Annotated in this window: 25 protein-coding genes; 16 read left to right on the top strand and 9 right to left on the bottom strand. The window is 59.6% G+C overall.

The annotated features are described in order from the left end of the window. From GWQ31_RS11690 to dnaB, 3 genes are all read right to left on the bottom strand, one after another. A partial coding sequence (locus GWQ31_RS11690; RefSeq protein ID WP_275909473.1) for a leucine zipper domain-containing protein occupies positions 1-163 on the bottom strand: 163 nt, incomplete at its 3' end. A gap of 84 nt (positions 164-247) precedes the next feature. After that, a complete protein-coding gene (alr, locus tag GWQ31_RS11695; protein WP_125595962.1) occupies positions 248-1,321 on the bottom strand; it encodes an alanine racemase in 1,074 nt (357 codons plus the stop codon). Positions 1,322-1,666: 345 nt separating this feature from the next. After that, a complete protein-coding gene (dnaB, locus tag GWQ31_RS11700) occupies positions 1,667-3,061 on the bottom strand; it encodes a replicative DNA helicase (protein ID WP_021140911.1) in 1,395 nt (464 codons plus the stop codon). A gap of 437 nt (positions 3,062-3,498) precedes the next feature. Between dnaB and GWQ31_RS11705 the strand changes: the two genes are divergently transcribed. The 6 genes from GWQ31_RS11705 (at position 3,499) to GWQ31_RS11730 (ending at position 10,031) form a co-directional block, all read left to right on the top strand. Then, on the top strand, positions 3,499-4,353 hold the full coding sequence (locus tag GWQ31_RS11705; protein WP_125595965.1) for a TIM44-like domain-containing protein: 855 nt from the start codon (positions 3,499-3,501) through the stop codon (positions 4,351-4,353). 198 nt (positions 4,354-4,551) lie between these two features. Continuing rightward, a complete protein-coding gene (locus tag GWQ31_RS11710) occupies positions 4,552-6,117 on the top strand; it encodes an EAL domain-containing protein (RefSeq protein WP_265452915.1) in 1,566 nt (521 codons plus the stop codon). 225 nt (positions 6,118-6,342) lie between these two features. After that, positions 6,343-8,181, top strand: a complete 1,839-nt coding sequence (locus GWQ31_RS11715; protein WP_265452914.1) for a 5'-nucleotidase C-terminal domain-containing protein — start codon at positions 6,343-6,345, stop codon at positions 8,179-8,181. Between the two features lie 86 nt (positions 8,182-8,267). Next, positions 8,268-8,606, top strand: coding sequence for a DUF2956 domain-containing protein (locus GWQ31_RS11720; protein ID WP_265452913.1), 339 nt, complete (start codon positions 8,268-8,270; stop codon positions 8,604-8,606). A gap of 107 nt (positions 8,607-8,713) precedes the next feature. Then, positions 8,714-9,049, top strand: coding sequence for a hypothetical protein (locus GWQ31_RS11725; RefSeq protein WP_017412614.1), 336 nt, complete (start codon positions 8,714-8,716; stop codon positions 9,047-9,049). Between the two features lie 112 nt (positions 9,050-9,161). Beyond that, a complete protein-coding gene (locus GWQ31_RS11730) occupies positions 9,162-10,031 on the top strand; it encodes a tetratricopeptide repeat protein (protein WP_265452912.1) in 870 nt (289 codons plus the stop codon). Positions 10,032-10,126: 95 nt separating this feature from the next. Here the strand turns inward: GWQ31_RS11730 and GWQ31_RS11735 are convergent, their stop codons facing one another. Together GWQ31_RS11735 and fkpA are read right to left on the bottom strand one after the other, a co-directional pair. Continuing rightward, entirely contained in the window at positions 10,127-11,533 is a 1,407-nt protein-coding gene (locus GWQ31_RS11735) for a sigma-54 dependent transcriptional regulator (RefSeq protein WP_159165698.1), read from the bottom strand. A 153-nt stretch (positions 11,534-11,686) separates the two neighbouring features. Next, on the bottom strand, positions 11,687-12,493 hold the full coding sequence (gene fkpA, locus GWQ31_RS11740) for an FKBP-type peptidyl-prolyl cis-trans isomerase (RefSeq protein ID WP_111589482.1): 807 nt from the start codon (positions 12,491-12,493) through the stop codon (positions 11,687-11,689). 119 nt (positions 12,494-12,612) lie between these two features. On the opposite strand from fkpA, the gene GWQ31_RS11745 reads away from it, so the two are divergent. Further along, complete coding sequence (locus tag GWQ31_RS11745) at positions 12,613-13,581, top strand: PQQ-binding-like beta-propeller repeat protein (RefSeq protein ID WP_099991706.1); 969 nt, start codon at positions 12,613-12,615, stop codon at positions 13,579-13,581. Positions 13,582-13,595: 14 nt separating this feature from the next. Then, a complete protein-coding gene (locus tag GWQ31_RS11750; RefSeq protein WP_005311800.1) occupies positions 13,596-13,811 on the top strand; it encodes a SlyX family protein in 216 nt (71 codons plus the stop codon). A 74-nt stretch (positions 13,812-13,885) separates the two neighbouring features. Here the strand turns inward: GWQ31_RS11750 and GWQ31_RS11755 are convergent, their stop codons facing one another. After that, complete coding sequence (locus GWQ31_RS11755) at positions 13,886-14,521, bottom strand: peptidylprolyl isomerase (RefSeq protein WP_021138314.1); 636 nt, start codon at positions 14,519-14,521, stop codon at positions 13,886-13,888. Positions 14,522-14,675: 154 nt separating this feature from the next. Further along, positions 14,676-14,882 (bottom strand): YheV family putative zinc ribbon protein, encoded by a 207-nt coding sequence (locus tag GWQ31_RS11760; protein ID WP_034523471.1) that lies wholly within the window; start codon positions 14,880-14,882, stop codon positions 14,676-14,678. Between the two features lie 39 nt (positions 14,883-14,921). Here GWQ31_RS11760 and GWQ31_RS11765 point away from each other — a divergent pair, with 39 nt between their 5' ends. From GWQ31_RS11765 to GWQ31_RS11775, 3 genes are all read left to right on the top strand, one after another. After that, entirely contained in the window at positions 14,922-15,608 is a 687-nt protein-coding gene (locus tag GWQ31_RS11765; protein ID WP_275909419.1) for a hypothetical protein, read from the top strand. Positions 15,609-15,790: 182 nt separating this feature from the next. Then, the gene (locus GWQ31_RS11770) at positions 15,791-16,690 is read left to right on the top strand and encodes a chemotaxis protein (protein ID WP_021138317.1); all 900 of its coding nucleotides are present in this window, start codon (positions 15,791-15,793) and stop codon (positions 16,688-16,690) included. Positions 16,691-16,760: 70 nt separating this feature from the next. Then, positions 16,761-17,744 carry a hydrolase gene (locus GWQ31_RS11775; protein WP_219598446.1) on the top strand — a complete coding sequence of 328 codons (984 nt, stop codon included), beginning with the start codon at positions 16,761-16,763 and terminating at the stop codon, positions 17,742-17,744. Here the strand turns inward: GWQ31_RS11775 and GWQ31_RS11780 are convergent. After that, positions 17,726-18,877 carry a membrane-associated sensor domain-containing protein gene (locus GWQ31_RS11780; RefSeq protein WP_275909420.1) on the bottom strand — a complete coding sequence of 384 codons (1,152 nt, stop codon included), beginning with the start codon at positions 18,875-18,877 and terminating at the stop codon, positions 17,726-17,728. The two genes, GWQ31_RS11775 and GWQ31_RS11780, sit on opposite strands and share 19 nt — an antisense overlap. 89 nt (positions 18,878-18,966) lie before the next feature. Between GWQ31_RS11780 and GWQ31_RS11785 the strand changes: the two genes are divergently transcribed. Continuing rightward, the gene (locus GWQ31_RS11785; protein ID WP_005311785.1) at positions 18,967-19,209 is read left to right on the top strand and encodes a YheU family protein; all 243 of its coding nucleotides are present in this window, start codon (positions 18,967-18,969) and stop codon (positions 19,207-19,209) included. 400 nt (positions 19,210-19,609) lie between these two features. Here GWQ31_RS11785 and GWQ31_RS11790 read toward each other — a convergent pair whose 3' ends face one another. Further along, positions 19,610-20,956 carry a UDP-glucose/GDP-mannose dehydrogenase family protein gene (locus GWQ31_RS11790; RefSeq protein ID WP_275909421.1) on the bottom strand — a complete coding sequence of 449 codons (1,347 nt, stop codon included), beginning with the start codon at positions 20,954-20,956 and terminating at the stop codon, positions 19,610-19,612. A gap of 220 nt (positions 20,957-21,176) precedes the next feature. On the opposite strand from GWQ31_RS11790, the gene arnB reads away from it, so the two are divergent. From arnB to arnD, 4 genes are read left to right on the top strand one after another with little or no spacing between them, the layout of a single operon-like run. Continuing rightward, complete coding sequence (gene arnB / locus GWQ31_RS11795; RefSeq protein ID WP_275909422.1) at positions 21,177-22,313, top strand: UDP-4-amino-4-deoxy-L-arabinose aminotransferase; 1,137 nt, start codon at positions 21,177-21,179, stop codon at positions 22,311-22,313. Between the two features lie 6 nt (positions 22,314-22,319). Further along, positions 22,320-23,297 (top strand): undecaprenyl-phosphate 4-deoxy-4-formamido-L-arabinose transferase, encoded by a 978-nt coding sequence (gene arnC, locus GWQ31_RS11800; RefSeq protein WP_275909423.1) that lies wholly within the window; start codon positions 22,320-22,322, stop codon positions 23,295-23,297. Beyond that, positions 23,297-25,288 carry a bifunctional UDP-4-amino-4-deoxy-L-arabinose formyltransferase/UDP-glucuronic acid oxidase ArnA gene (gene arnA / locus GWQ31_RS11805; RefSeq protein WP_275909424.1) on the top strand — a complete coding sequence of 664 codons (1,992 nt, stop codon included), beginning with the start codon at positions 23,297-23,299 and terminating at the stop codon, positions 25,286-25,288. The genes arnC and arnA overlap by 1 nt, the downstream gene beginning before the upstream one ends. Continuing rightward, a complete protein-coding gene (gene arnD / locus GWQ31_RS11810; protein WP_275909425.1) occupies positions 25,281-26,180 on the top strand; it encodes a 4-deoxy-4-formamido-L-arabinose-phosphoundecaprenol deformylase in 900 nt (299 codons plus the stop codon). Before arnA ends, arnD begins: the two co-directional genes overlap by 8 nt. The last annotated feature ends 20 nt before the right edge of the window (positions 26,181-26,200 follow it).

A 26,200-nucleotide genomic window follows, 5' to 3' on the forward strand; every position in this document is an offset into this window, starting at 1 on the left:
CAGGCCCCTCCTGGCGATATCGAGTGAGCCACTTGTAAGCGGTGCGGGTACTGACGCCGGCAGCGTGAGCGGCCTCTTCAACGCGCAGGCCCTGCTCAAGGATACGCAGGACAAGAAGCTGTCGACCAAAGACGGTTAATCGGGCATTTTTATGGTTGTTCACTGGGGCACCTCGGATGATTGGTTTGGTTGGCGCCTCCAGTTTTCCGGGAATGCCCCGAGTGAACAACCTACAGAGAGATCACACCTAGACGTATTCCATAAAGACCCGGGAAGTAAGCTTGGTGATGAGCTCGTAGGGGATGGTGCCAATCTCGTCGGCGACCCGTTCCACCGGTAGCCCCTCACCCCAGAGCACGGCTTCGTCACCGGCCTTGTCGGTGGCGCCCGGCCCCAGATCCACTGTGGTCATGTCCATGGAAACACGGCCCACCAGGGGCACTATGCGGCCATTGACCAGCACTGAGGTGCCGTTGGGCGCCATGCGCGGATAGCCATCACCGTAGCCGATGGCGATGACGCCGAGCCGGGTATCCCGGTCCGACACCCAGTTGGCGCCATAGCCCACAGGTTCACCCGCCTTGTGATCCCGCACCGCGATCAGCTGGGTCTTGAGGGTCATCACAGGCTGCAGGTCGTAATCCGCCGCCACAGTATTGGGGAAGGGGGATACGCCGTACAGGATGACGCCGGGGCGCACCCAGTCGCAGTGGGAATCGGGCCAGGCCAGGATCCCCGCCGAGTTCGCCATGGCCCGCTCGCCCAGGAGCGGTGCAGTCAACTTGCTGAACAAGTCGATCTGCTCGCGGGTGGTCGATTGTTCGAGCTCATCGGAGCGGCTGAAGTGGGTCATGATGTTGAACGGCTGCACCACGTTCTTGCACTTGGCAAGACGCGCGATAAAGGCGGGCATCTCATCGGCGCGCACCCCGAGCCGGTGCATGCCGGTGTCGAGCTTGAGCCAGGCCACCACGGGAGCCGGCAGTTCGGCCTGCTCCAGCGCTTCGAGCTGCTCCCAGGTGTGCACCGCCGTTTGCAAATTGTTGGCCGCCAGCACAGGCAGATCGGCGCTCGAGAAGAAGCCTTCCAGCAGCACTATAGGCTTGACCACGGCGCAGGAACGCAGCATCAGCGCCTCTTCGATGCGGGCCACTGCGTAGGCATCCGCATCCACCAGGGTACGGGCGACCGGCAGCAGGCCATGGCCATAGGCGTTGGCCTTGACCACGGCAATGATCTTGCAATCGGGGGCATGCCGTTTGACCACGGCGAGGTTGTGGCGCAGGGCCGCTGTATTGATTTGGGCAATAGCCGCTTTCATCTGTTTTCCCTTACGAGGGCATGATGGCGCGTGAATGCACCAGGCACCGTGTGGTGTCAGCCCTGAATTGTCATCATCGAAGGCCGGACCGGCATAATTGTCGAACCGGGAAAACTGTGTCCTGGAGCTGGGGGACCCAGGCACCGATATAGGTGCGCAGACCGATCCCTACTTAGTAATCGTCATCAAACGCCGGACCGGCGTAGTAGTCGAACCGGGAGAACTGCCCCTGGAAGGTAAGTCGCACACGGCCTATGGGGCCGTTACGCGGTTGACCGATGAGAACTCGGCTACCTTTCAGGGCTTTCGTGGTGGTATCTAATCCGCCATCACCACGGGTTTTCATCAATAGTCGTCATCAAACGCCGGGCCGGCATAGTTGTCGAACCGGGAGAACTGGCCCTGGAAGGTGAGGCGTACCCGGCCTATGGGGCCGTTACGCTGCTTGCCGATGATAATCTCGGCAATTCCCTTGTCGGGACTGTCATCGTGATACACCTCATCACGGTAGATAAACATGATCAAATCCGCATCCTGCTCGATGGAGCCGGACTCCCGCAGATCCGAGTTGACCGGGCGCTTGTCCGCACGCTGTTCCAGGCTTCGGTTTAGCTGGGAGAGCGCCACCACAGGGCACTGCAACTCTTTTGCCAGCGCCTTGAGGGAGCGGGAGATTTCACCTATCTCCAGGGTCCGGTTATCGGAGAGAGCGGGCACCCGCATCAGCTGCAGGTAGTCGATCATGATCATGGAGAGGCCGCCGTGCTCACGGGCGATACGGCGCGCGCGGGAGCGCACGTCGGTCGGGGTGAGGCCGGAGGCGTCATCGATATACATCTTGCCCTTCTCGAGCAGCAATCCCATGGTGGAGGAGAGGCGTGCCCAATCCTCGTCGTCGAGCTGACCGGTACGCACCTTGGTCTGGTCGATGCGCCCCACCGAGGCGAGCATACGCATGATGATCTGCTCGGAGGGCATCTCCAGCGAGAAGATGAGTACCGGTTTCTCGGCGGTGAGGGCCGCGTGCTCGCACAGGTTCATGGCAAAGGTGGTCTTGCCCATGGAGGGACGGGCCGCGACTATGATGAGGTCCGAGCGCTGCAGACCGGCGGTCATCTTGTCCAGATCCCCATAACCGCTCGACACCCCGGTCACGCCGTTGTGAGGGGTCTTGAACAGCTCTTCAATCTTGTCGACCGTCTGCTCGAGGATCAGCTTGAGCGGCTGCGGCCCCTCGTTGGCGCTGGTACGCTGTTCGGCGATCTGGAACACCTTGCTCTCGGCCAGATCGAGCAGATCGCCCGAGGTGCGTCCCTGCGGCTCGTAGCCTGCTTCGACTATCTCGTTGGCGACCGAGATCATCTCCCGCACGACCGCCCGCTCACGCACGATTTCGGCGTAGGCATTGATGTTGGCGGCACTAGGGGTGTTCTTGGCGATCTCCACCAGATAGGCGAAACCACCGGACTCCTCCAGCTGCTCCGAGCGCTCCAGCTCCTCTTGCAGCGTGATGAGATCGATGGGATTGCCCGCATTGGAGAGGCGGGTCATGGCCTGGAAGATCAGCCGGTGAGGGCGGCTGTAGAAATCCTTGTCGATCACCCGTTCGGCAACCCGATCCCAGGCCTCGTTATCCAGCATCAGGCCGCCCAGTACGGACTGTTCGGCCTCAAAAGAGTGGGGAGGAACTTTCAGCTGTTGTGTCTTGGCGTCTTTTTTCGCCGTCACTTGCTCTGCCATACACATAAAAACCGCAGCGGGAAGGGGACGGGAATTTTACAAAAGAAACCCCGCCATCGCGAGTGCTAATGCACGCTATTCACTTCTGTCTGACTCAAGCGCTCTCCTGATGGTCAATGGCGCCGCTTGCTGATGAAATATGCCGCTATCTCATACCATGATGAAGGGCCAGACCAGGGTCTGATCCTGCTGCTTGGCTCTCGTTTTGTTGCGCAGCTTGCGTTCCTTGCGGCTCGGTCGTCGATTTTTCATCGCCATTCTCTCCTCTGATTGCCCCGGAATGGGGTGTAATCTGTTCATGAATAATTCATGCCAACGATGTTAATCATAGCCGCAAGCTGCACTACAACGAGGGACAGGCAGCCTGTCATGCACCTCGCTGAGCTTGCTAAAGCAGACCATGTCCCCATCCACTGATGAGAGTGAAAAGAGTCAAAATGAAAAAGATGCTGACCCTGTTTGCCGTGATCCTGGCCATTGGCCTGGGGGCACCCATTGCCGAGGCCAAGAAATTTGGCGGCGGTAAATCCTTTGGCAAGAGCTACAAAACAGCTCCGGCCCAACCGGCGGCCAAACCCGTCGACACCAAGAACCCGGCAGTCGGGGCTCAGGCCGCACCGAAGAAAGGCGGCATGATGGGCGGCCTGCTCGGCGGCCTGCTGGCCGGTGGTCTGTTCGCTTACCTGCTGGGTAGCGGCGCCTTCGAAGGTCTGCAAGGCATGGACATGCTGCTGATCGCGCTGCTGGCGTTGGGCGCCGTCTTCCTGTTCCGCGCCATGCGCAAGAGCAAGGCCCCCTCACCTCAACCACAGACGGCCTACGCCGGCTATCAGCCGCCATCGGCTGCGCCGCAGCAGTTCGAACAGAGCAGCAGTGCGCCGCAAGCGACCGGCTTTGCCGACAGCGACGTGCCGTTCCGTCTGCCGCCAGGTTTTGACATGAACAGTTTCCTGTCCGGTGCACGCGATCACTATCGCACCCTGCAAGAAGCCTGGAACGCAAACGACTTGGAAAAAGTGCGTGAGTATGTGAGCCCTGAGTTGTTCGAACAGCTCAAAGCCGAACGCGCAGAGCTGACCGGCGAGCAGCATACCGAAGTCATGTATGTGGATACCCAGCTGGTGCGTGCCGACTACGGCAGCGACTGGGCCCAGGTCAGCGTACGCTTCAGCGGCCGCTACATGGACCGTCAGGAGCAGGTCGAGGAAGACATCAAAGAGGTGTGGCACCTCGAGCGTAACCTGGCCAGGGACAATGCACCCTGGCACATTGTCGGTATCGAGCAGCTGTAAACGCTCTTTATCCTGCGAAGACTACAGAGGCGGCCCAAGGCCGCCTCTGTTATTTTTAACTCCCTGCGTGCCCTCTCCAACCCCCTCCCCTGCAAGTCCAGCCACAGCCCCTCAATATGGTCGCTATGAGAATGGTTCGTGATTGTGTAGTATGACCGCCCTTTTTTTGTTCAATTCCCGTTCACCGAGGCGTGGTTCATGGCTCTCTCTTTTCTGCGTAGCGGCAACATGCCTCGTTTGCTGGCCAGCCTGCTGTGCTGCGCAACCCTGATCCTGGTTTCCCTCGCCACTCTCTATTGGCAGACCTGGTCCATGACCCGCCAGCAGGCGCAAAATGCCGCCGAGCGTGCCATGGTGCAGATAGACAGCGCCCTCTACCACTCTACCCAGGCGGCCCGGGCCGCACTGCCGCTGGTGGGCCGCCCCTGTCACGAGGTTGCCCGCGAGCTGAGAGTACTGGTTGCCACCTCCCCCTATGTACGCTCGGTCAACCTCTCACGCCATGGTCGCCTCTACTGCTCCTCCATCTTCGACGAGATCAACCTGAAAGATGAGCTGCAAAACGGCCAGCACCAGCGGCTCAAGCTCAAAGCCGTCACCCGGCTCGGACTCAAGCCCTCGCTGCTGTTCTATCGCCTGAGCGAAGGTGATCATGGGGTAGTGGTTGCCATCAACCCCTACCACCTGAGCAAACCGCTGCAATGGCGACTTGGCGGGCCCAACAGCTGGGTGCAGATAGGTGAGCAGTGGCTCGATATCAAGGGCCGGATCCACGACGGTGTCGCCCCTGTGTTTCGGGGGTTCAACTACCCGCTCAGTTCGACGGCATTCGGCTACAGCCTCAATCAGGGATTCCCGCTGGAAGCCGTGTTGCTGCTCACGCTGAAAAAGCAGAGCACCGTCATCATCTTGATCCTGACTCTGGGCGGCCTGGCCGGTCTTGCCACCTATCGCTGGTGGAGCCATATCTCCACCCCGACCCAGGAGCTCAAGCGCGCCATCATCAAGCAGGAGTTCATTCCCTACCTGCAGCCCATCGTTTACAGCAAGAGTGGTCAACTCCATGGCTGCGAGGTGCTGATGCGCTGGCAGCACCATCGTCAGGGGTTGATCCGGCCGGATCTCTTCATCCCGCTGGCGGAGGAGAGCGGCCTCATCATACTGATGACCCAGACCCTGATGCAGCAGGTTCGTCTGGAGTTTGCCCCCCATGTGGCGCAACTGCCGCCCAGCTTTCACTTCGGTTTCAACATCTGTGCCCAGCACTGCCAAGAGATGAGCCTGATCGACGACTGCCGCCTATTCCTGGCTGCCTTCGCCAGCAATCCGGTCACGCTGGTGCTGGAGCTGACCGAGCGGGAACTGATCACCCCCTGCCAACTGACCGACCAGCTATTCGGCGAGCTGCGCCAGATGGGGGTCAAGATAGGTCTGGACGACTTTGGCACAGGCCACTCCAGCCTCACCTATCTGCAACAGTTTCACGTGGACTACCTCAAGATCGACCAGAGCTTCGTCGCCATGATAGGCACCAATGCCCTCTCTCGTCATATTCTTGACAGCACCATCAGTCTGGCCACCCGGCTGGGACTGGAAACCGTCGCCGAAGGGGTCGAAACCCAGGAGCAGGCTGACTTCCTGACAGAGCGCAACGTCAACTACCTGCAAGGCTACCTCTATGGCCGTCCGCTCACCCCGGCCCAGTTCCTGCGGCTGCTGCCCGCCCCGGTGCCGGAGCAGACAGACCCCTATCAAGCGGCATGATCCCTCAGCGACACTCGGGTGCCGATGCAACAATGTGAAACTTGTCATTAGTCTGTGGTAATGGCGTTAAACAATCTGGCAAACGTTTGTTTGCTTTATTAATGTGCAGTAGCTCAAAGGAATCAGCTCTCTTTATTTCCAATTACTGCTTTTTGCCTAGAATCGCCACACTCCTGTCATACAGGAACGATATACAGGACAATAACAACAAGAGGATTATTACCAATGAAGAAGACGTTACTGGCCGTCACCGTCTCTATTACTCTGCTCGGGCTGACCGCCTGCAATTCAGAAAACAGCAGCAAGGAGCATATTCCGCTGGATCTGACCATTGCCCATATCAATGATACCCACGCCCACCTCGACCCGACCGAAAATGCGCTGGCCATCCAGCCCACCGGCCAGGAGCTGTTCAAATTCTACGCCAAACTGGGCGGCTATCCCCGTCTGAAGTTCAAGCTGGACGAGCTGCGCAGCCAGGCCGCCAATGAAGGCCGCAACTTTATGGTGCTCAACGGTGGTGATGCCTTCCAGGGCACTCTCTACTTCACCCAGTTCAAGGGGGAAGAGGAGTCTCGCCTGCTCTCCGACATGGGTATCGATGCCATGGTGCTGGGCAACCACGAATTTGATTTGGGCAATCAGGCCATTAAAGATTTCGTCTCACGGGTGAATTTCCCTGTATTGGCTTCCAACATGGTGAAATCCAGTAGCGCCACCCTGAAAGACAGTGAAAATATTCATGAATATGTCATTAAAGAAATAAATGGCGAGAGCGTGGGTATTTTCGGGCTGGTGCTGGAAAATATGCATGATATCTCTTCACCGGATACCGATACCCAATTCCTGCCGATGATTGAAACCGCCCAGAAAATGGTCGACACCCTCAAGTCAAAAGGCGCCAACAAGATCATCATGGTCACTCATATCGGTCTGCAAAATGACCAGGCCGTCGCCAAGGCGGTCAACGGTATCGACCTGATTGTCGGCGGTCACTCCCAGACCTTCCTCGGTGACATCAACGAGATCAACACCATAGGCTACACGGCCCACAACCAGAATCCGGACGACGACAACACCTATGCCCAGCTGGTCAGTAATCCGGACGGTGGCAAGACCTGTATCGTGCAGGCCGGTGAATGGGCCAAAGGCTATGGCCTGGTCAACGTCTCCCTGAGCAAGGAAGGCCAGATCACCAAGTGTGAGGGGCGCAATACCCTGATGACGGGCGACGATTTCACCAAGGACGTGGCCAAGAAGAAAGAGCCCCTGAGTGGCAGCGAGCAGACCAATGTGGTCGACTTCATTACCAAGTCACCCGTCATCGAGATAGTGCCGGAGAACACCGCCATGCGCGATGTGATCGACACAGAGTACAAACCGGCCGTGGCCGAGCTCGAGGCCAAGATCATCGCCGACGTGCCGACCAAGTTGCCCCATGTGCGCGTGCCGGCCACCCCGGATGGTGCGGGTCTGATCGATCCCCTGGTGGCCGAATCCCTCTACTGGAAGCTCAACAAGCTCAATACCAAAGTCGACTTCACCATCCAGAACGCCGGTGGTGTGCGCGCCGATGTGAACGCGGGCCCGCTCTCCGTCGGTTACGTGATGGGCACCTTGCTGCCGTTTGGCAACAAGATCGCCGCCTTCAACCTCAAGGGCAAGGACGTGCGCGCCACCCTGGAGTACGCCGTTGACTATTCCATCGGCCACGAGACCGGGATCGGTGCCTCCAGCGGTGCTTTCCCTTACGTCGGCCACCTGAGCTACACCTATGACGGCAAACTGGCCAAGGGTTCCCGCATCACCAAGCTGGAGCTGCTGGACGCCAACGGCCAGTGGCAGCCACTGGACGATGAGAAGGTATACCGTGTCGGAGCCAACACCTATATCGCCTCCGGCAAGGATGGCTACAGCGGTCTGCTCAAGCGCGAAGAGCTGCCCAACAAGGGTGACTATGTCGATTCCGGCGTCGGTGAGAACGAGATGTTCATGGAGTATGCCGAGTCCCAGGGCACCCTCAATCCGCTGCCCTATGCGACCGTGACCTACTTCAAGCCCTGATCAGGCTCACACGCTATTGCAACGGCGCCTGAGGGCGCCGTTTTTATGGCATACTCCCCGCCCATCGATGCCGAGGAGAATGTTTGATGGCCAAGTACGACAAGATTTCCCCCGAGACCCAGCAAGAGGCGCAGAAAATTGCTCGCGCCAACCAGAAGCCGGGACAGACCAAAGAACAGACCCAGCTGATCGCCCAGGGGATCCAGAAAGGCATAGACGAATACAAGAAGCAGATGAAGGCGCGGGCTCGCGAGGCCAGTCGCCAGAAGAAGTTGCAAACCAAGGCAAAACAGCAGCCGCAAGCCGGACATGAGGAGGAGGGCAACATTGAGCTTGTCGAGGTCTCTCGCCAGCATCCTCTGCCCTGGATCCTGTTGCTGCTGAGCTGGGTTGGCTTTGCCGCTGCCTGGTTCGGGTTGCACTGAGCGCGCAAACCTTTACCTGGGATCCTCTTCACAGGCTGAGGGCAGCATGCTGGTCATCTTCCCTTCCGACTGATTAAATCCCGCCTCTTGTCGTCTGGAGACTTGCCATGAACCCGGCCCCCTTCTATTTGCTGGCACCCCTGGTGCTGTTTATCGTGACCCTGGTGCTCTATCGCATCTCTCCGCTGCGAGCCGTCGCCGCCGGCAGTGCCCGCTGGTTTATCCTGCCCGCCTTCACCCTGTTCATCCTGCTCATAGTGATCAACGGCGCCGCCGATCCCGCCCTGCGCAGCCCGGCCTTTCACTGGCTGATGCCCGGGCTTGGCTTTGCCCTGACCCTGTTTCCGGCCCTGCCCAAGGCGCTGGTGCCGCGTCTTGCCATCAAGGAGGGCGCCTTCGCCGCCCTCGGCCTGATGCTGATGAGCCTCGCCATGGTTTACTGACCGGCAGCCGCTGGCGTTGACATGACTCAAGGGGCGCTCTGTGACGAGCGTCCCTTGTACAAACAATGGCCCGTAGGCATATTGGTGACAATATCACCGGCAAGGAGGCCAGATGGACAAGTCACCCGATTTCATGGCGCAGTGGAATTATCAGGATCCCGCCGCCAGTGCCCTGCGTTTTCATGCACTTCTTCCCGAGGCGCGTGCTGCTGCCGACCTGCAACTCGAGCTGGAGTTGCTGACCCAGATCGCTCGCACCCATTCCCTGCAGCGCCAGTTTGCCGAGGCCCACCAGCTGCTCGACGAGATAGAACCCCGCCTCACCGATGCCACCCCGCGAGCCCGCCTTCGCGCCCTGCTGGAGCGCGGCCGCACCTTCAACTCCGCCGGCGACAAAGCCACTGCCAGAACCCTGTTCGAACAAGCCTGGCAGTGGGGGCTCAAGAGCAAGGAGCGCTATCTGGCCATCGATGCGGCACACATGATAGCCATAGCAGCGCCACTGGAGGAGCAGAGCCGCTGGCATCAGCTGGCCATGGAGCTGGCGGAACGCAGCCAGGATGAAAAGGTGCGCGGTTGGCTCGCCAGCCTCTACAACAATCAGGGCTGGACCCTGTTCGAGCTGGGACGCTTTGATGAAGCCAGAGTATTCCAGCAAAAGTGTCTGGCCTGGCACGAACAACATAACAATACGGCCAAGGCCTTCATCGCCCGCTGGAGTCTGGCGCGACTGACACGGGCACAGGGTCGGCATGAACAGGCGCTGGCCGAGCTGAAGCAGCTGCAGGTGGAGATGGCAGAGGCCGGCGAGCCGGAGGATGGCTATCTGTTCGAGGAGCTGGGGGAGAATGCATTGGTGCTGGACGATCCGGCTGCGCCCGAATACTTCTCCCGCGCCTGGTTTTTGCTGTCACAGGATCGCTGGTTCAAGGCCAACGAGGCGGAGCGACTGGCCAGACTCAAGCAGCTGGCCAAGCTCTAGCAAACAGCCTCTAACAAAGCAGCAGGGCGGCCAGTTGGCCGCCCTGCGCACAAGCTCATCTGCCCAAGATGACGGATGCCATCCCGACACCTGCTTCAGACCAGGCTCGTCTCTTCCCAGCCCTGCTTTTTGCGATAGATGGTGGAGGGACTGATCTCCAGCAGTGCCGCTGCCTTGGGGATGTTGCCGTCACAGCTGGCGATAGCCTGCTCTATGGTCTCTTTTTCCACCAGCCAGAGCGGGCGTATCGGCGCGTTGAAAGAAGGCAAGGTGGCACTGCCAGCCGCGGCCAGCGGCGCTGTTGCGGCCAGCATGCTACCCCGACTGCCATTCAGCGGCGGTGGCAAGATGTCAGGACTCACCAGCTCTCTGTCGTTGAGCACCACTATGTTGCGCACCACGTTTTGCAGCTCGCGCACGTTGCCAGGCCAGGGGTAATCGAGCAGCACTCGCGCCGCCTCCACATCGAAATCCTTGAAGCGCTTGTTCTCTTCCTTTGCGTAGCTCTGCAACAGGTTACGCGCCAGCAGCAGTATATCCTCGCCGCGCTCGCGCAGCGGTGGCAGGCTCAGCGGGATCACGTGCAGGCGGTAGTAAAGATCCTCCCGAAAACGTCCCGCCTTCACCTCCACCAGCGGATCCCGGTTGGTGGCGCAGACGAAGCGTACATCCACCGTCTCCAGCTTGCCGCTGCCGACCCGTTGCAGGGTACCGGTCTGGATGAAGCGCAGCAGCTTGCTCTGCAGGTCGAGATCCATCTCGCAGATCTCGTCCAGGAACAGGGTACCGCCATCAGCCAGACTGGCCGCCCCCTTGCGATCCCCCTGGGCGCCGGTGAAGGAGCCCTTGACGTGACCGAAGATCTCGCTCTCCATCAGGTCATGGGGAATGGCGGCGCAGTTGAGCGCTATGAAGGGTTGCTCGCTGCGGGGGCTGCACTGGTGAATGGCCTCTGCGCACACCTCCTTGCCGGTGCCGCTCTCCCCCGTGATGAAGACGGTCGCCTTGCTCGGCGCCGCGCTCTCTATGATGCGATAGACGGCTTGCATCGGCATGGAGGCACCGATAAAGCCGGCGAACGAGCTGCGTTCGAAATTTTCCCGATACTGGGCCACCAGCGAACTCAGTTGCTGATGTTTCAGGGCATTGCGGGCAGTGGCACAGAGCCGCTTGCCATCGAACGGTTTGGTCAGGAAGTCGAAGGCACCGAGGCGCATCGCCTCCACCGCCACATCCACGGAGCCGTGGGCGGTGATCACCACCACGGAACAGGGCAGCTGCTGTTCGGTGATCTGCTGTAAAATGTCCATGCCGGACATGTCGGGCAGTTCAAGGTCGAGCAGTACCACAGGTGGCGGGCTGGTCAGCAGCTGCGCCAACGCCTGCTGACCACAATCGGCCAACAGCACCTCATAGCCATCCTGGGCTAGATACTGTTCATAAACCACCGCCAGACTGCGGGTATCTTCCACCAACAGGACTCGAGGTTTGCTTTCAGCCACGGGAGCCATCCTTGCGATTGATTTCGTTGTCTATTTCAGGTCTTGCCCGCCATGTTACCACAGCTGGCGCGGCCTCTCTTTTATCCCGCCATTCGCAGGGAGATACAAGTAAAAACGGCTCCCTAAGGAGCCGTTTTTTTCAACGATGGGCGCTTACTTCTTGGCGTTGTCGCCATCAGCAGCCGGCTTCTCGATAGCCAGCAGCTCAACATCGAACACCAGCACGGCATTGGCCGGGATGGAACCTGCACCGTGCTCGCCATAAGCCAGCTTGGACGGCAGGAAGAACTTGAACTTGGAACCGACCGGCATCAGCTGCACGCCTTCGGTCCAGCCAGGGATAACCTGGTTGAGCGGGAAGGTAGCCGGCTCACCGCGATCGACGGAGCTGTCGAACTTGGTGCCGTCGATCAGGGTACCGGTATAGTGAACCTTGACGATGTCAGTGGCTTTCGGCTTGGCGCCGTCACCCATCTTCTCGACCAGATACTGCAGACCAGATTCGGTGCTCTTCACACCTTCTTTCTTGGCGTTGGCAGTCAGGTACTCTTCACCCTTCTTCTGGTTATCCACGGCATCCTTGTCAGCCTTGGCCTTGGTCAACTCGTTGATCTTGGCATCGTACTGCTGCAGAACCTTCTGGATCTCCTCGTCAGTCATGCTGGCTTCTTTACCCAGACCATCGGTCACACCCTTGAGGATGACGCTGTTGTCCAGTTTGATGCCGAGTTCCTGCTGACGTTCCAGGGTATTGGCGATATAACGACCCATGGAGAGGCCAATTGCATAGCCGGATTGCTCTTCAAAGCTCTTGGCATCAGCCTTGGGGGCCTCTGCCGGCTTGCTGGCTTCTGCCTTGACCTCTGCGTTGTTCGCAGCCGGCTTCTCATCTTTTTGGCAAGCAGTCAGACTCACGGCAACCGCCGCAGCCAACAGGGACACCTTCAGAAAATTGTTCATCAGTTTCTCCAAAACTCTAAATACCGCTCTCGGTTCCTTCGTGAAATGAGAGGTTTATCGTGATAAGCGCCTTATACTAACGCCGTGATCGCAGGTAACGAAAGCATGAGACAGGAAAAATGATAAAAAGTGCCATTTATCTCATCGGTATTTGTCTGATACTGACCGGTTGCGAGCGGAGCGCCCAACCGGGCCAGCAAGTCATCCTCGACAGCCAGGGGCTGCTGAGTGCGGACCTTGCCAGTGACGGCAAACAGGCCGTCGTCTCCAGTCTGGACCAGGGCACAGTCGTGTGGGACCTGGAGCAGGGCAAGGAGCGCTGGCGCTGGCGTCAGTCCGACAATCCGGACAATGTCCCCATAGTGACCCGTTTCTCGGCAGACAACAGTCATGCGGTGACCGCCACCCTGGATACCTTCGCCATCTGGCGCCTGCAAGATGGCCAGTCCCAAGGCTACTACTCGCTACCTGAATCCAAACTGAGGGACATAGCGCTGTCGGCCAATGGCCGCCAGGTGTTGATCGGGCGTGAAGATGGCAAGGCGGAGGTGGTCGACACCCAGAGCGGCCGCCGGCTGCAATTTCTCGGCCACACAGAGCAGGTCAATACGGTGGATCTCTCCGCCAATGGTCGCTACGCCCTCACCGGCGGCAACGACTACAGCGCCTATCTGTGGGATACCCGCTCAGGTCAGGTGGTATGGCGTTTCAACCACGCCGGTCGGGTGGTAATGGCAAGGCTCGATCCCCAGGGCCGTTTCGCCTTCACCGCCGACAGCCGTCAGGCCAGCATCTGGGATCTCAAGACAGGCAAGGAGGTGAGCCGCTTGCAGTTCGCGCATCGCTTCGAGGTCTACACCAGTGCCCGCTTCGCCAACGACGGCAAATGGCTCATCACGGGCGCCCCCTCCCGCCAGCTCTCCCTGTGGCAGGTGAGCGATGGCACCCAGCTGCAAAGCTGGCGCGTCTCGCCCCATCCCAAGGTGAAACCGCCGAGTGCAGTGGTCTACGGCGTGGCTTTGCGCGACAATAGCCACCTTGTCAGCGCCAGCTCCAGTGGTCTGGCCGAAATCTGGACTATCAAGTAAGGACCTAAAGGCCCATGAGTCAGCAACTTAACGATCGCATCGAAACCCTGGAAAGCCGTCTCGCTTTCGCCGAATACACGGTGGAACAGCTCAACGACGAGGTCACCACCCAGGGCCGTGAGCTGGATCGACTCAAGCACCAGATCCAGCTGCTGGTAGATAAACTGCAAAGCGTACAACCTAGCCAGATTGCCAGCATGGCCGAAGAGACGCCGCCCCCGCACTACTGAGCGGTTGTCTCTGCACCATAAAAAAACCCGCGATAAACGCGGGTTTTTTTATCGGGCCAGGCCCGGGGCACAGATCAGTGCTGGTGACCCTTGCCACCGCAACCGCCGCCGCCACAGCAACCGCCATGACCCTGCTCATCGCCGTGGTCATGACCGTGATCGTGACCATGGCCACCACCGCAGCAACCACCGTGCTCATGGCCGTGATCGTGGTCATGGTCGTGACCATGATCGTGACCGCAACCACCGGCACCGTGAACATGGCCGTGAGCCAGCTCTTCGGCAGTGGCAGCACGGACGTCCTTGATCTCGACCTTGAAGCCCAGGGTCACGCCAGCCAGCGGATGGTTGCCATCCACCTTGACGAAGGCTTCGGACACTTCAATGACGGTCACCGGACGGTGACCATCGTCAGTCTCGGCCACAAAAGTATCCCCTTCAGACACTTCCATGCCGTCAAACAACTCGCCAGGTACTTCTTGCACCAGGGTTTCGTCGTATTCGCCATAGGCCTGGCTCGGTGCCAGAGTAAGGTCGAACGCCTCACCCACGCTACGGCCTTCCAGCTCGGCTTCGAGGCCGGAGACCAGATAACGGGTACCGTGCAGATACACCAGAGGCTCTTTACCGACAGTGGTGTCGATGACTTCACCATGTTCGTCAGTGACTGTGTATTCCAGCGTAACCACGCTCAGGGGAGCTACTTTCATGTCAGGGATCCTGCGGATAGAAAAAAACGGGCTCAGAATACCTCAAAAAGGTGGCCAAGCATATGGTCGGGGCCCCTCCGTCATGATGAAAAAGTCATCACTGCGAAACGGGATGAGCCTGACTTACGCCCCTTTTCTGGTACTGCTGATGACCTCACTCGGGACGAAACACCCCTATGACCTGTTCGGTCTCTCGGGTTAGCTTGTCCACCTCGGCCTGCGTCTGCACCTGGGTATCCCCGCAGTCAACACAGGTCACCTTCTCGACTCCATGCTCCATATACAGCATCATGGTGTCCATTTTGCCGCATGCTGGGCACACAGCGCCGGCAATGAAGCGTTTTTTACGTCTGGTTTCCATTTTTGTTACCTCCAGGCAGCATCATATCAGGGTTTTTACATGCATCACGCCATCGAATGTCAGCATTTTTCCTCCCCTCACCTGCAGGTTGGCGGCCGCAAACGCGCGCCGCTGGGCCAGTTGCTGCGAATAACCCGGGGCGGGGCGCTGCTGCGACTTGGCCAGCATGAATTGCTGCTGACAGCGGGCAACAGTTTCTGGCTCTGCGCCGATGCCCTCGCTGCCTTCAGCCCGCTGGCAGGCTGCCATTATGATTTGCTGACTTGTTCCCCGCGGGTTGCCCAACCTGCACAGGCAGGCTGGTTGCACCCGACACAGCTACTTGATGCCCTGTTCGACAGCCTGGCCCAGTGGCAACGCCCACGCAACTGGCAAGGCGCCTATGGTTATCGCCTACAGGTGATGCTCGACGAGCTTCAGGCCTGTCCTCTCGCGCAGCATGGTGACCAGATGCTGCAAGGCGCCTGGCGGGCACTGGCAGGCCAGCAAATGGGCAGTGACGCCGCCTGGCAGGCGTGCCTCTCCCAGCGAGGCATGACAGATCCGGGCCTAGCGGCCGATGCCCTGAGCGCCCAGTGGCAGCTGCTGCAAGCTGTGCGCCTGCTCAAGAGCGGCAGCAAACGGGAACTGGTGATAGCCAAGCTCGGCTACCGGGACGAAGAGGCTCTCGCCCTGGCGTGTCAGCACTGGCTTGGCGCCAGCCTGGACCAGCAAGTGCCCGCCTGATCGCCCCTGATTGCCATGACCCGCACAGACACGCCATAGGGTCAGCAAGGTGAATAAATGGGTGAAATGAGTCCAGTTTTACGGCGCGCGGTCGCTAATAACGGGAGGGCCATTTCGCCTATAATCCTTTATGCTAGGGGCCTGAATTGACTGATACCGTTTTGACTCACAGGACATCTGCCATGAAAAGCAAGGCCAACCAATCCCAGGGCATGTTGCTGTTTCATCTCTCGGCCAAACAATCCTTTGCCATCGGCACCCTCAAGGTGAAGGAGATAGTGCCTTACACCCAGCTCACGGCCATGCCGCACTCGCACCCGACCGTGCTCGGCGCCGCCAGCATGCGGGGCACCACAATCCCGGTGATCGACATGGCCATGGCGGTGGGTTATCGCCCTATCAGCAAGGAGGAGATGCCGAGCTGCTTCATCATCATCACCGACTGTCGCCGCACCCTGGTGGGCTTTCTGGTGCGCGGCATCGACAAGATCACCGAGTGCAACTGGCGCGATATCGAGTCCCCTCCCGCGGCTCTCGGCCATAACGTGTTCGTGACCGGGGTGACCCGGGTCAACGACCAGCTGATCCAGTTGCTGGATGTGGAACTGATACTGTCACGGGTCTACCCGGACGACCCCAGCCACCTCTATCCGGTGCTGACCGATGTGCAGCGGGAGCGGATCAAGCCGATGCGGATCCTGCTGGTGGATGACTCCTCCGTCGCCCGCCGCCAGCTGACGGCCGCCCTCGACTACATCAATATTCCCTACGAAGTCTGCACCAACGGCAAGGATGCGCTGGCCCTGATGCAGGCTCGCGCCAGCCAGAAGACCCCCATAGATATCCTGGTGAGCGACATAGAGATGCCGGGACTCGACGGCTATGAACTGGCCTTCGAGGTGCAAAGCGATGCGACGCTGGCGGGTGCCTACATCATCCTGCACACCTCGCTCTCCAGCGAGATCAGCGTGGAACGGGCCCATCAGGTGGGTGCCCACGAGGCGCTGACCAAGTTTGAGGCCAACGAAATGGTCCAGGCCATGTTGCGCGGTGCCGAGCACCACGACAGCCTGCTGGCCTGACCCAAATCGGCGAGAAGCAGCCCTTCTCGCCGTGCTTTTCATTGCCCTGATGCCTGTTTCGGACCCCATCATGCTCATAGAGAGTCACTTCCATGCCCCCTGGTGGGCGCGCAATCCCCATCTGCAAACCATATTGCCAAAGTGGTTGCGACGAGCCCCCGCCCGTTTCGTGCCTGAACGTTTTGAACTGACAGACGGGGACTTCGTCGATCTCGCCTGGAGCGGTGACATCAGCCAGGGGGAGCGGCCACTGATAGTGCTGTTTCACGGCCTGGAGGGGAGCATCCACTCCCACTATGCCAAAGGGTTGTTTGCCCATCTGCAGCGCCAGGGGGACGAGGCGGTACTGATGCATTTTCGCGGCTGCAGCGGCGAACCCAACCGCCTGCTGCAGGCCTATCACTCCGGTGCCATCGAGGATGCACAGGCGCTGATCGCCGAGCTGGGGCGGCGTTTTCCCGGCAAGCCGATGATCGCCATCGGCTATTCACTGGGGGGCAACATGCTGGTCAATCTGCTGGCGAGGGCCTGCCCGAAGGAATTGAAGGCAGCCGTGGTGATCTCGGCACCGCTACAGCTCGACAGCTGCGCCGATCGGGTCAATCAGGGATTCTCGCGGGTGTACCAAAACTATCTGCTGCGCACCATGCGCCATAACCTTCAAAGCAAGATCCGTCGCCAGGCCGAGGCGGGCAAACGCTGGCAGCCCCAGCAGGTACAAGCGATTACTACCCTGCGCGACTTCGACGAGCAGGTCACTGCTCCCCTGCACGGCTTTGCCAGTGCGGACCACTATTACCAGAGCTGCTCGGGTCTGGGGCTACTGGCACGCATCCCCATTCCTACCCTGGTGATCCATGCCGCCGACGATCCCTTCATGACGGATGCCGTGATCCCGCGGCCGGAGCAACTCTCACCCATGGTGCGTTACGAGTTGAGCCGGCGGGGAGGCCATGTGGGCTTCCTGCACGGCACGCCCTGGCGGCCTCGCTTCTGGCTGGAGGAGCGCATCAGCCAATGGTTGCAGGAGCAGACTCAGGGGGCTATCAGGTAGCCGTTGCGGCCCGTTTCCTTGACCCGATAGAGCGCCTCGTCAGCCCGTGCCAGCATGTCGGCAACCGACTCCTCTTCACGCCACAAGGCAATGCCCTGACTCACAGTCACATTGGGTGAGACCTCTGACTGCGCATGGGGAATGGCACGGGCCGCCAGGGCGGCGGCGATCCGCCTGGCAATGTCTGCGGCGAGCAGGGCATCGGCGCCGGGCAGCAGGATCACGAACTCCTCCCCACCATAGCGAGCCACGACATAGACCAGCTGTCGCACCGCCTCACGCAGGCAATCCGCCACCGCAATCAGGCAGTTATCCCCTTGCAGGTGACCGTAGTGGTCATTGAAGCGTTTGAAGAAATCCACATCCAGCAGCAGGATGGCAAAGTCACCATGCTGCTGTCGCACCTCGGCCAGGATCTGCTCGCTGACCCTGGTAAAATGGCGCCGATTGGCCAAGCCGGTCAAGGGATCCTGTTTGGCCATGCCATCGAGCTGACGGGCCAGCGCCAGATTTTCGTGTTCCCGAGAGACCGCCAGCACGAACCAGCCGTTCAGTATGCGCCGCCCTGTCTCCAGCAGTATGACGAGGCAGCCCACCGCCAGTCCGTGCACTATGGGAAACGGCACCCTGACAAACAGGGCTTCCAGCAACAGAAAGAGCAAGGGCGGAACGCTGAAACAGTAAAACAGCCGCGCCTCGCAATAGAGGGCGATCAGCGCCGTCATCAGCAGCAAGCTGATAAGGTCGAACGCCAGACTGAAGCCCCCCCTCAGCTCAACCAGGGCGATGGCATAGCCAAACAGTGCCCAGGCAAGGCCCCACAGCAGCGCCCCGGCGCACAAGCAGGGCCGCCAGAGCGCCAGCGGCTGCCTCGACAACCAGCGCCAGCACAGGGGAAACAACAGGCAGGCCAGGGTCATCAGGGTAAGCTGCATCTCATAACGCCAGGGCAGTATGCGGGCAACCACCAGATGGGCATCCTGATAGACATAGAAACGGGCAAGCAGGAACAGGAGTGCCAGCTGGTTGACGGCCCAGAACCAGAACAACCCCTTGCTCAGGGCGTGGCGGCGCGATTCGCACAGATGGTGATCAAAGCGAGTGGAGAGGCGACGTTGTTCATCAGTCAGCATGGTCACACCCGCTTGCAGCCCGATAAACTCCTTGCGCTTGCTGACAACCGATAGACAATATCCACACGTTCGTAACTGAAGATGACCCCATGATTATCCCCTGGCAAGACTTGGACTCCGATACCCTCAACAACCTGCTCGAACACTTCGTCCTGCGGGAAGGCACCGAGTACGGTGAGCATGACGTCAGCCTGGCTGACAAGGTCGACGAGGTCAGACAGCAGCTGAAGCAAGGTCTGGCCGTGATCGTCTACAGCGAACTGCACGAGAGCATCAACATAGTGTCAAAAGCGACCTTCAGCAGCGCACCGGTGGACGATATACCGGAATAGCCAGGTGATTGCCATCCCAATCTGGGCCTTGCCACCTCAACAGGCATGATGGCGCAACAAACCTGACAGTTCCCGCCCGGGGTCAGGCCTTATACCGGACATAAAAATGGCCCGCCGAATCATCGACAGGCCATTTGGGGCAAAGCATGTGCCTGAGCAGAGGGATCTATTCAGCGATCAAGGCTCAATTCTGAATGAATAAAGCACCACTCTGGATCACACCGAATAAAAATAGATGTCATTCACACTAATATAAGTGGATGCACATATTTCCCGCCAAGGCGGAAAATCCCTATCGTAAATACAATAAATAAAAAGAGAATCTCATAACAATATTACCTAAATATGACAATAAAATTCTCCCATATCAACACAGGACTCATGTCAACGCACCCATCCCCTATTTCGTTACCGACTCGCCACGACCAATGCCGTAGTAGTGAAAACCATGCTCCTTCATGCGACCCGGATCAAACAGGTTGCGACCATCCACGATCAGCGGCCATGTCAGCGCCTGCTTGATGGCGACGAAGTTGGGGGCCTTGAAGTGGTTCCACTCGGTGCAGATCACCAGGGCATCCGCACCGAACAGGGCGGCCTCCTTGGTGCCCATCAGCCGCAGCTTGTCACAGTTGCCATAGAGGTGCTGGGCCTCCTGCATGGCCTCGGGATCATAGGCCTGCACAGTGGCGCCGGCTTGCCAGAGCGCTTCCATCAGGGCCCGGCTCGGCGCCTCGCGCATGTCATCGGTATTGGGTTTGAACGCCAGCCCCCACAGGGCGATGGTCTTGTCCGCCAACGAGTCACCCTGAGCGCTGAAGAAACCGGACAACAGCTCGTAGAGCCGCGACTTTTGCTGCTCATTGACCCGCTCCACCGCCCGGATCAACGGCGTGTCATATTGCAGTTCCTGGGCCGTTGCCAGCAAGGCTTTGACATCTTTGGGAAAACAGGAGCCGCCATAGCCACAACCAGGGTAGATGAACTGATAGCCGATTCGCTGATCAGACCCTATCCCCTGGCGCACCATCTCGATGTCGGCACCGACTCGCTCGGCAAGCCCGGCCATCTCGTTGATGAAGCTTATTTTGGTAGCCAGCATACAGTTGGCAGCGTACTTGGTCAGCTCGGCGCTGCGCACATCCATGAACAGGATCCTGTCATGGTTACGGTTGAACGGCTCGTAAAGCTCGCGCATCAGCTGGCGGGAGGCTTCGTTGCTGGTGCCGACCACGATGCGATCCGGCCGCAGACAATCCTGAATGGCGGAGCCCTCTTTCAGAAATTCGGGGTTGGAGACCACATCGAAAGCAAAAGAAACGCCTCGTTGCTGCTGGAGCACCTCCACCTTGGCTGCCACCTTGTCGGCGGTGCCCACCGGCACGGTCGACTTGTTGACTATGACGACGGGGGTATCGCGATGCAGGGCTATGGTTTCGGCCACCGTCAGCACATGACTGAGGTCGGCGGAACCATCTTCCCCGGGCGGCGTACCGACCGCCAGAAATTGCACCTCGCCGTGTTTGACGGCCAGCACGGCATCCGTGGTAAACACCAGGGCACCGCTCTTGATATTGCGCTGAAGCAGGGCTTCCAGCCCGGGTTCATAGATGGGAACCTGGCCGGCCATCAATTCAGCTACCTTCTGTTCATCAACATCGACACAGATAACCTGGTGGCCAACATCGGCCAGTACTGTGGCCTGGACCAGGCCCACGTAGCCACTTCCAAATACAGTAATATTCATATTGATACAACCAAAATGTCAGAGATGATGTAATTTGGAGAAACAACAATCTGGGGGGTTATAAATATTTACCACACTACTTAAGATGACAGCATGAGTTAATTGTTACCAGCTGTTTCTGGCCCATTGCAGGCCCGCTTTTATATACGATATGTTGAACATCATTTTTAGGGCTGCCCCGCCTGCTGGGCACTGATTAATATTCATTATTGGATCGCTTATGCAAGATTTTCTGCCATTTTCGAGGCCCGCCATCGGCGATGCCGAGATAAGTGCTGTCTGTGAGGTGCTGAAATCGGGCTGGATCACTACCGGCCCGAAGAATCACGAGCTGGAGCAGCAATTCTGTGACACATACGGCTGCCAGCATGCGGTCGCGCTCTGCTCTGCCACCGCCGGCATGCACGTCACCCTGATGGCGCTGGGCATAGGCCCGGGGGATGAGGTGATCACCCCCTCCCAGACCTGGGTGTCCACTATCAACATCATCACACTGCTCGGCGCCGAACCCGTCTTCGTCGACGTGGACAGAGACACACTGATGACCAGCGCCGAACTGATAGCGCCGCTCATCACGTCCAAGACCAAAGCCATCATACCGGTCCACTACGCCGGTGCCCCCGTCGATCTGGACCCTATCCTCGACCTGGCACGCCAGCACGGCATCCCCGTCATCGAAGATGCGGCCCACGCGGTAGGCACCCGCTACCGGGAGCGCTGGATTGGCGCCACCGGCACCGCCATCTTCTCCTTCCACGCCATCAAGAACCTGACCTGCGCCGAAGGGGGCATGCTGGTGACCGATGACAAGGAATTGGCGGACAAGGCCCGCATGCTGAAGTTTCACGGACTGGGGGTGGATGCCTTCGATCGCATGAGCCTGGGCCGCAAGCCGCAGGCGGAAGTGATCACCCCGGGCTTCAAGTACAACCTGGCCGACATCAACGCCGCCATCGCCTTGGTGCAGCTGGCACGTCTGCCCGAGCTCAATGCCAGACGGGCCGAGCTGGTGGCCCGCTATCAGGAAAAACTGGCCGGCCTGCCGCTGATGCCGCTCGCCGTGCCCGCCTACTCACATCTGCACGCCTGGCACCTGTTCATGGTGCGGGTCGACCCCGAACGCTGTGGTCTGGACCGGGATCGGCTGATGCAGGCGCTGCAGGAGCGCGGCATAGGCACAGGGCTGCACTTTAGGGCCGCCCATACCCAGAAATACTACCGCGAGCGCTACCCGACGCTCAGCCTGCCTCATACCGAGTGGAACTCATCGCGCCTGTGCACACTGCCACTCTTCCCGGACATGACGCTGGCCGACGTTGACCGCGTGGTCGCGGCCCTTATCGACATATTGGAGTAACGACACGTGAACAACACAGACATCAAGCTGGTTTCGGTGATCATCCCCGTCTACAACGAGGAGGCCAGCCTGCCCGTGCTGCTGAGTCGGGTTACGGCCGCCTGCGAGCTCCTGCCACAGGATTACGAGGTGATCCTCATCGATGACGGCAGCCACGACGGCTCCACCGAGATCATCAGCGAGGCCGCCGCCAAAGACGGCAGCAAGCTGGTCGGGGTACTGCTCAATCGCAACTATGGCCAACATGCCGCCATCATGGCCGGCTTCGAGACCGCCAAGGGGGATCTGGTGATCACCCTGGATGCGGATCTGCAGAACCCGCCGGAAGAGATACCCCGGCTGGTGGAGGCAGCCATGCAGGGTTATGACGTGGTGGGCACTGTGCGTCGCAACCGCCAGGACTCCTGGTTCCGCAAGACCGCCTCCCGTCTTATCAACAAATCGGTGCAAAGAGCCACCGGCGTGCACATGAGCGACTACGGCTGCATGCTGCGGGCCTACCGCCGCCACATCATAGATGCCATGCTCTGCTGCCAGGAGCGCAGCACCTTCATCCCCATCCTGGCCAACAGCTTCGCCCGCCGCACCATAGAACTGGAAGTCGGTCATGCCGAGCGGGCCCACGGGGAATCCAAATACGGCCTGATGCACCTCATCAACCTGATGTACGACCTGGTCACCTGCATGACCACCACCCCGTTGCGTCTGCTCAGCATCGTCGGCAGCGTGGTGGCGGGCATAGGTTTTACCTTCTCCATCCTGCTGATCCTGATGCGCTTCGTGATGGGCGCAGATTGGGCTGCCGATGGCGTCTTCACGCTCTTTGCCATTCTCTTCACCTTCGTCGGCGTACAGCTGCTGGGCATGGGTCTGCTGGGGGAATACATAGGCCGCATGTACACAGATGTGCGCGCCCGTCCCCGCTACTTCATCCATCAGGTCGTGCGTACCACCTCCACTCCTTCGCAACAGGAAGCTGAATAATGAAAGTTGTCGTCTTTGCTTACCATGATATCGGTTGTACCGGTATCGAGTCCCTGCTCGAGGCAGGTTACGAGATCCAGGCCGTCTTCACCCATGCGGACGACCCCAGCGAAAATCGCTTCTTCGGCTCGGTAGCCCAGCTCTGCGCCGAGCACGATCTGCCGGTCTACTCCCCCGAGGATGTCAATCACCCGCTCTGGGTCGAGCGCATCAAGGAGCTGGCACCTCAGGCCCTCTTCTCTTTTTATTACCGCAACATGCTCAAGCAGGCGATCCTGGATATCCCGACCGCCGGCGCCTTCAACCTCCATGGCTCCCTGCTGCCGGCCTATCGCGGCCGCGCGCCCATCAACTGGTGCCTGGTCAATGGTGAAACCCAGACTGGCATCACACTGCATCAGATGACAGTACGGCCCGATGCCGGTGACATGGTCGCCCAACAGGCCGTCGAGATAAACGATGCCGACACGGCGCTGACTCTGCATGGCAAGGTACGCCTCGCCGCCAAAACCTTGCTCGATGTCGAGCTGCCAAAATTGCTGGCAGGCAAGATCACCCTGACGCAACAAGATGAGTCCAAGGCCAGCTATTATGGCCGCCGTACCCCGGCTGATGGCGAGCTGCACTGGGATAACCCGGCCAACACACTCTACAACCTGGTCCGTGCCGTCACCCAGCCCTATCCGGGCGCCTTCAGCTACGCCGGTGATCGCAAGCTGACGGTGTGGAAGGCAACCCACATAGCCCAGGATAGCGACATGCTGCCCGGCACCATTCTCAGCCAGGATCCGCTGCGCATCGCCTGTGGTGAAGGCGTGTTGGAAATAGTGGCCGGTCAGGCGGAAGGGGGACTCTATGTGCGCGGCGCCCAGCTCGCCCGTGAACTGGGCCTGGTAGCAGGCATGCGACTCGGCCCCAAGGCCAGCAGTGCCCTGCGCAAAGAGCGATTGACCCGGGTGCTGATCCTCGGGGTCAACGGCTTCATCGGCAACCACCTGACCGAGCGTCTGCTTATGGACGGCTGTTACGAGGTCTATGGGCTGGATATCGGCGCCAGCGCGCTCGAGCGCTTCATTGACCACCCCAACTTCCATTTCGTGGAAGGGGACATCAGCATCCACACAGAGTGGATCGAGTATCACATCAAGAAATGCGACGTGATCCTGCCGCTGGTGGCCATCGCCACCCCCATCGAGTACACCCGCAACCCGCTGCGCGTGTTCGAGCTCGATTTTGAAGAGAACCTCAAGATCGTCCGCTACTGCGTGAAGTACAACAAGCGCATCATATTCCCCTCCACCTCCGAGGTGTATGGGATGTGCGACGATCACAGCTTCGATGAAGACGAGTCCCGCCTCATCGTCGGTCCCATCCACAAGCAGCGCTGGATCTACTCCGTCTCCAAGCAGCTGCTGGATCGGGTGATCTGGGCCTATGGCAAGAAAGAGGGGCTCAATTTCACACTGTTCCGCCCCTTCAACTGGATGGGACCGCGCCTCGACAGCCTGGACTCAGCACGCATCGGCAGCTCCCGCGCCATCACCCAGCTGATCCTGAATCTGGTGGACGGCACCCCGATCCAGCTGGTGGATGGCGGCGCCCAGAAACGCTGCTTCACCGACATAGAGGACGGCATCGAGGCCCTGTTCCGCATCATAGAGAACAAGGGCAACCGCTGTGATGGCCAGATCATCAACATCGGCAGCCCGGACAACGAAGCCAGCATCCTCCAGATGGCCGAAGTGCTGCTCGGCAAGTTCGAGGCACACCCGCTGCGCCACCACTTCCCGCCGTTTGCTGGCTTCAAGATGGTGGAGAGCAAGTCCTTCTACGGTGACGGCTATCAGGATGTCTCCCACCGCCGTCCCAGCATCAAGAATGCCCGCCGCCTGCTCGACTGGGAACCGACCATCGAAATGGAAGAGACCATCGGCAAGACCCTGGACTTCTTCCTGCAAGGGGCGGTCAGCACGGGAGTCGAGCATGATTGATGTGGGTCTGCGGATCGACGTTGATACCTTCAGGGGGACCCGTGACGGGGTTCCCCGCTTGCTGCAAACCCTCGACCGGCATCAGATCAAGGCCAGCTTCTTCTTCTCCGTGGGCCCCGACAACATGGGGCGCCACCTGTGGCGCCTGCTCAAGCCCCGCTTCCTGCTCAAGATGCTGCGCTCCAACGCGGCATCCCTCTATGGGCTGGATATTCTGCTGGCCGGCACAGCCTGGCCCGGCAAGTCCATCGGCAAGCAGCTGGGTTCCCTGATGCGCGATACCGACAGCGCCCGCCACGAGGTGGGCCTGCACGCCTGGGATCACCACGGCTGGCAGGCCAATACGGGTCGCTGGGATGAAGCGACGCTTATTCATCAGACAAGGCTGGGGGTGGATGCCCTCAACCGGATCCTGGGACGGGAGGTGGACTGCTCCGCCGCCGCCGGCTGGCGGGCAGATCCGCTCACCACCCTGGCCAAGGAGCAGTTCGGCTTTCGCTACAACAGCGACTGTCGCGGCAGCGGCCTGTTTCGGCCCCTGTTGCAGGACGGGCGGCTGGGTACGCCGCAAATCCCGGTCAATCTGCCCACCTTCGATGAAGTGGTCGGCCCTGAGGTGACGGCGGTGCAGTTCAACGCTTTCATCTTGGACAGGCTCAGCACCCCGCCACAGGTGGCGCCTCACGTCTACACCATTCACGCCGAGGTGGAAGGCATCGTCATGGCGGATCAGTTTGATATCCTGCTGAGCGAAGCCAAGGCGCGCGACATCCGCTTTGTGCCGCTGGGGGATCTGTTACCATCCGACCCTAGTCAGCTGGGCGCCGGGCGGCTGGTGCGCGGCACCCTGCCTGGGCGAGAGGGATGGCTTGGCTGCAAGGCCGATGTCTAGACCCTTACTCACATCGCGGA

Source organism: Aeromonas sp. 2MA4, from assembly GCF_029237305.1.
GTDB lineage: Bacteria > Pseudomonadota > Gammaproteobacteria > Enterobacterales > Aeromonadaceae > Aeromonas > Aeromonas salmonicida.

Bases quoted from the DNA above. Each gene is read 5' to 3' on its own strand.
- GWQ31_RS11750 (WP_005311800.1), top strand. From the start codon at position 13,596: ATGAGTCAGCAACTTAACGATCGCATCGAAACCCTGGAAAGCCGTCTC.
- GWQ31_RS11715 (WP_265452914.1), top strand. From the start codon at position 6,343: ATGAAGAAGACGTTACTGGCCGTCACCGTCTCTATTACTCTGCTCGGG.
- fkpA (WP_111589482.1), bottom strand. From the start codon at position 12,493: ATGAACAATTTTCTGAAGGTGTCCCTGTTGGCTGCGGCGGTTGCCGTG.
- GWQ31_RS11775 (WP_219598446.1), top strand. From the start codon at position 16,761: ATGCTCATAGAGAGTCACTTCCATGCCCCCTGGTGGGCGCGCAATCCC.
- GWQ31_RS11745 (WP_099991706.1), top strand. From the start codon at position 12,613: ATGATAAAAAGTGCCATTTATCTCATCGGTATTTGTCTGATACTGACC.
- GWQ31_RS11780 (WP_275909420.1), bottom strand. From the start codon at position 18,877: ATGCTGACTGATGAACAACGTCGCCTCTCCACTCGCTTTGATCACCAT.
- GWQ31_RS11705 (WP_125595965.1), top strand. From the start codon at position 3,499: ATGAAAAAGATGCTGACCCTGTTTGCCGTGATCCTGGCCATTGGCCTG.
- GWQ31_RS11790 (WP_275909421.1), bottom strand. From the start codon at position 20,956: ATGAATATTACTGTATTTGGAAGTGGCTACGTGGGCCTGGTCCAGGCC.
- GWQ31_RS11785 (WP_005311785.1), top strand. From the start codon at position 18,967: ATGATTATCCCCTGGCAAGACTTGGACTCCGATACCCTCAACAACCTG.
- GWQ31_RS11730 (WP_265452912.1), top strand. From the start codon at position 9,162: ATGGACAAGTCACCCGATTTCATGGCGCAGTGGAATTATCAGGATCCC.
- arnD (WP_275909425.1), top strand. From the start codon at position 25,281: ATGATTGATGTGGGTCTGCGGATCGACGTTGATACCTTCAGGGGGACC.
- arnA (WP_275909424.1), top strand. From the start codon at position 23,297: ATGAAAGTTGTCGTCTTTGCTTACCATGATATCGGTTGTACCGGTATC.
- GWQ31_RS11755 (WP_021138314.1), bottom strand. From the start codon at position 14,521: ATGAAAGTAGCTCCCCTGAGCGTGGTTACGCTGGAATACACAGTCACT.
- GWQ31_RS11725 (WP_017412614.1), top strand. From the start codon at position 8,714: ATGAACCCGGCCCCCTTCTATTTGCTGGCACCCCTGGTGCTGTTTATC.
- arnB (WP_275909422.1), top strand. From the start codon at position 21,177: ATGCAAGATTTTCTGCCATTTTCGAGGCCCGCCATCGGCGATGCCGAG.
- GWQ31_RS11765 (WP_275909419.1), top strand. From the start codon at position 14,922: ATGCATCACGCCATCGAATGTCAGCATTTTTCCTCCCCTCACCTGCAG.
- GWQ31_RS11720 (WP_265452913.1), top strand. From the start codon at position 8,268: ATGGCCAAGTACGACAAGATTTCCCCCGAGACCCAGCAAGAGGCGCAG.
- alr (WP_125595962.1), bottom strand. From the start codon at position 1,321: ATGAAAGCGGCTATTGCCCAAATCAATACAGCGGCCCTGCGCCACAAC.
- dnaB (WP_021140911.1), bottom strand. From the start codon at position 3,061: ATGGCAGAGCAAGTGACGGCGAAAAAAGACGCCAAGACACAACAGCTG.
- GWQ31_RS11770 (WP_021138317.1), top strand. From the start codon at position 15,791: ATGAAAAGCAAGGCCAACCAATCCCAGGGCATGTTGCTGTTTCATCTC.
- GWQ31_RS11760 (WP_034523471.1), bottom strand. From the start codon at position 14,882: ATGGAAACCAGACGTAAAAAACGCTTCATTGCCGGCGCTGTGTGCCCA.
- GWQ31_RS11710 (WP_265452915.1), top strand. From the start codon at position 4,552: ATGGCTCTCTCTTTTCTGCGTAGCGGCAACATGCCTCGTTTGCTGGCC.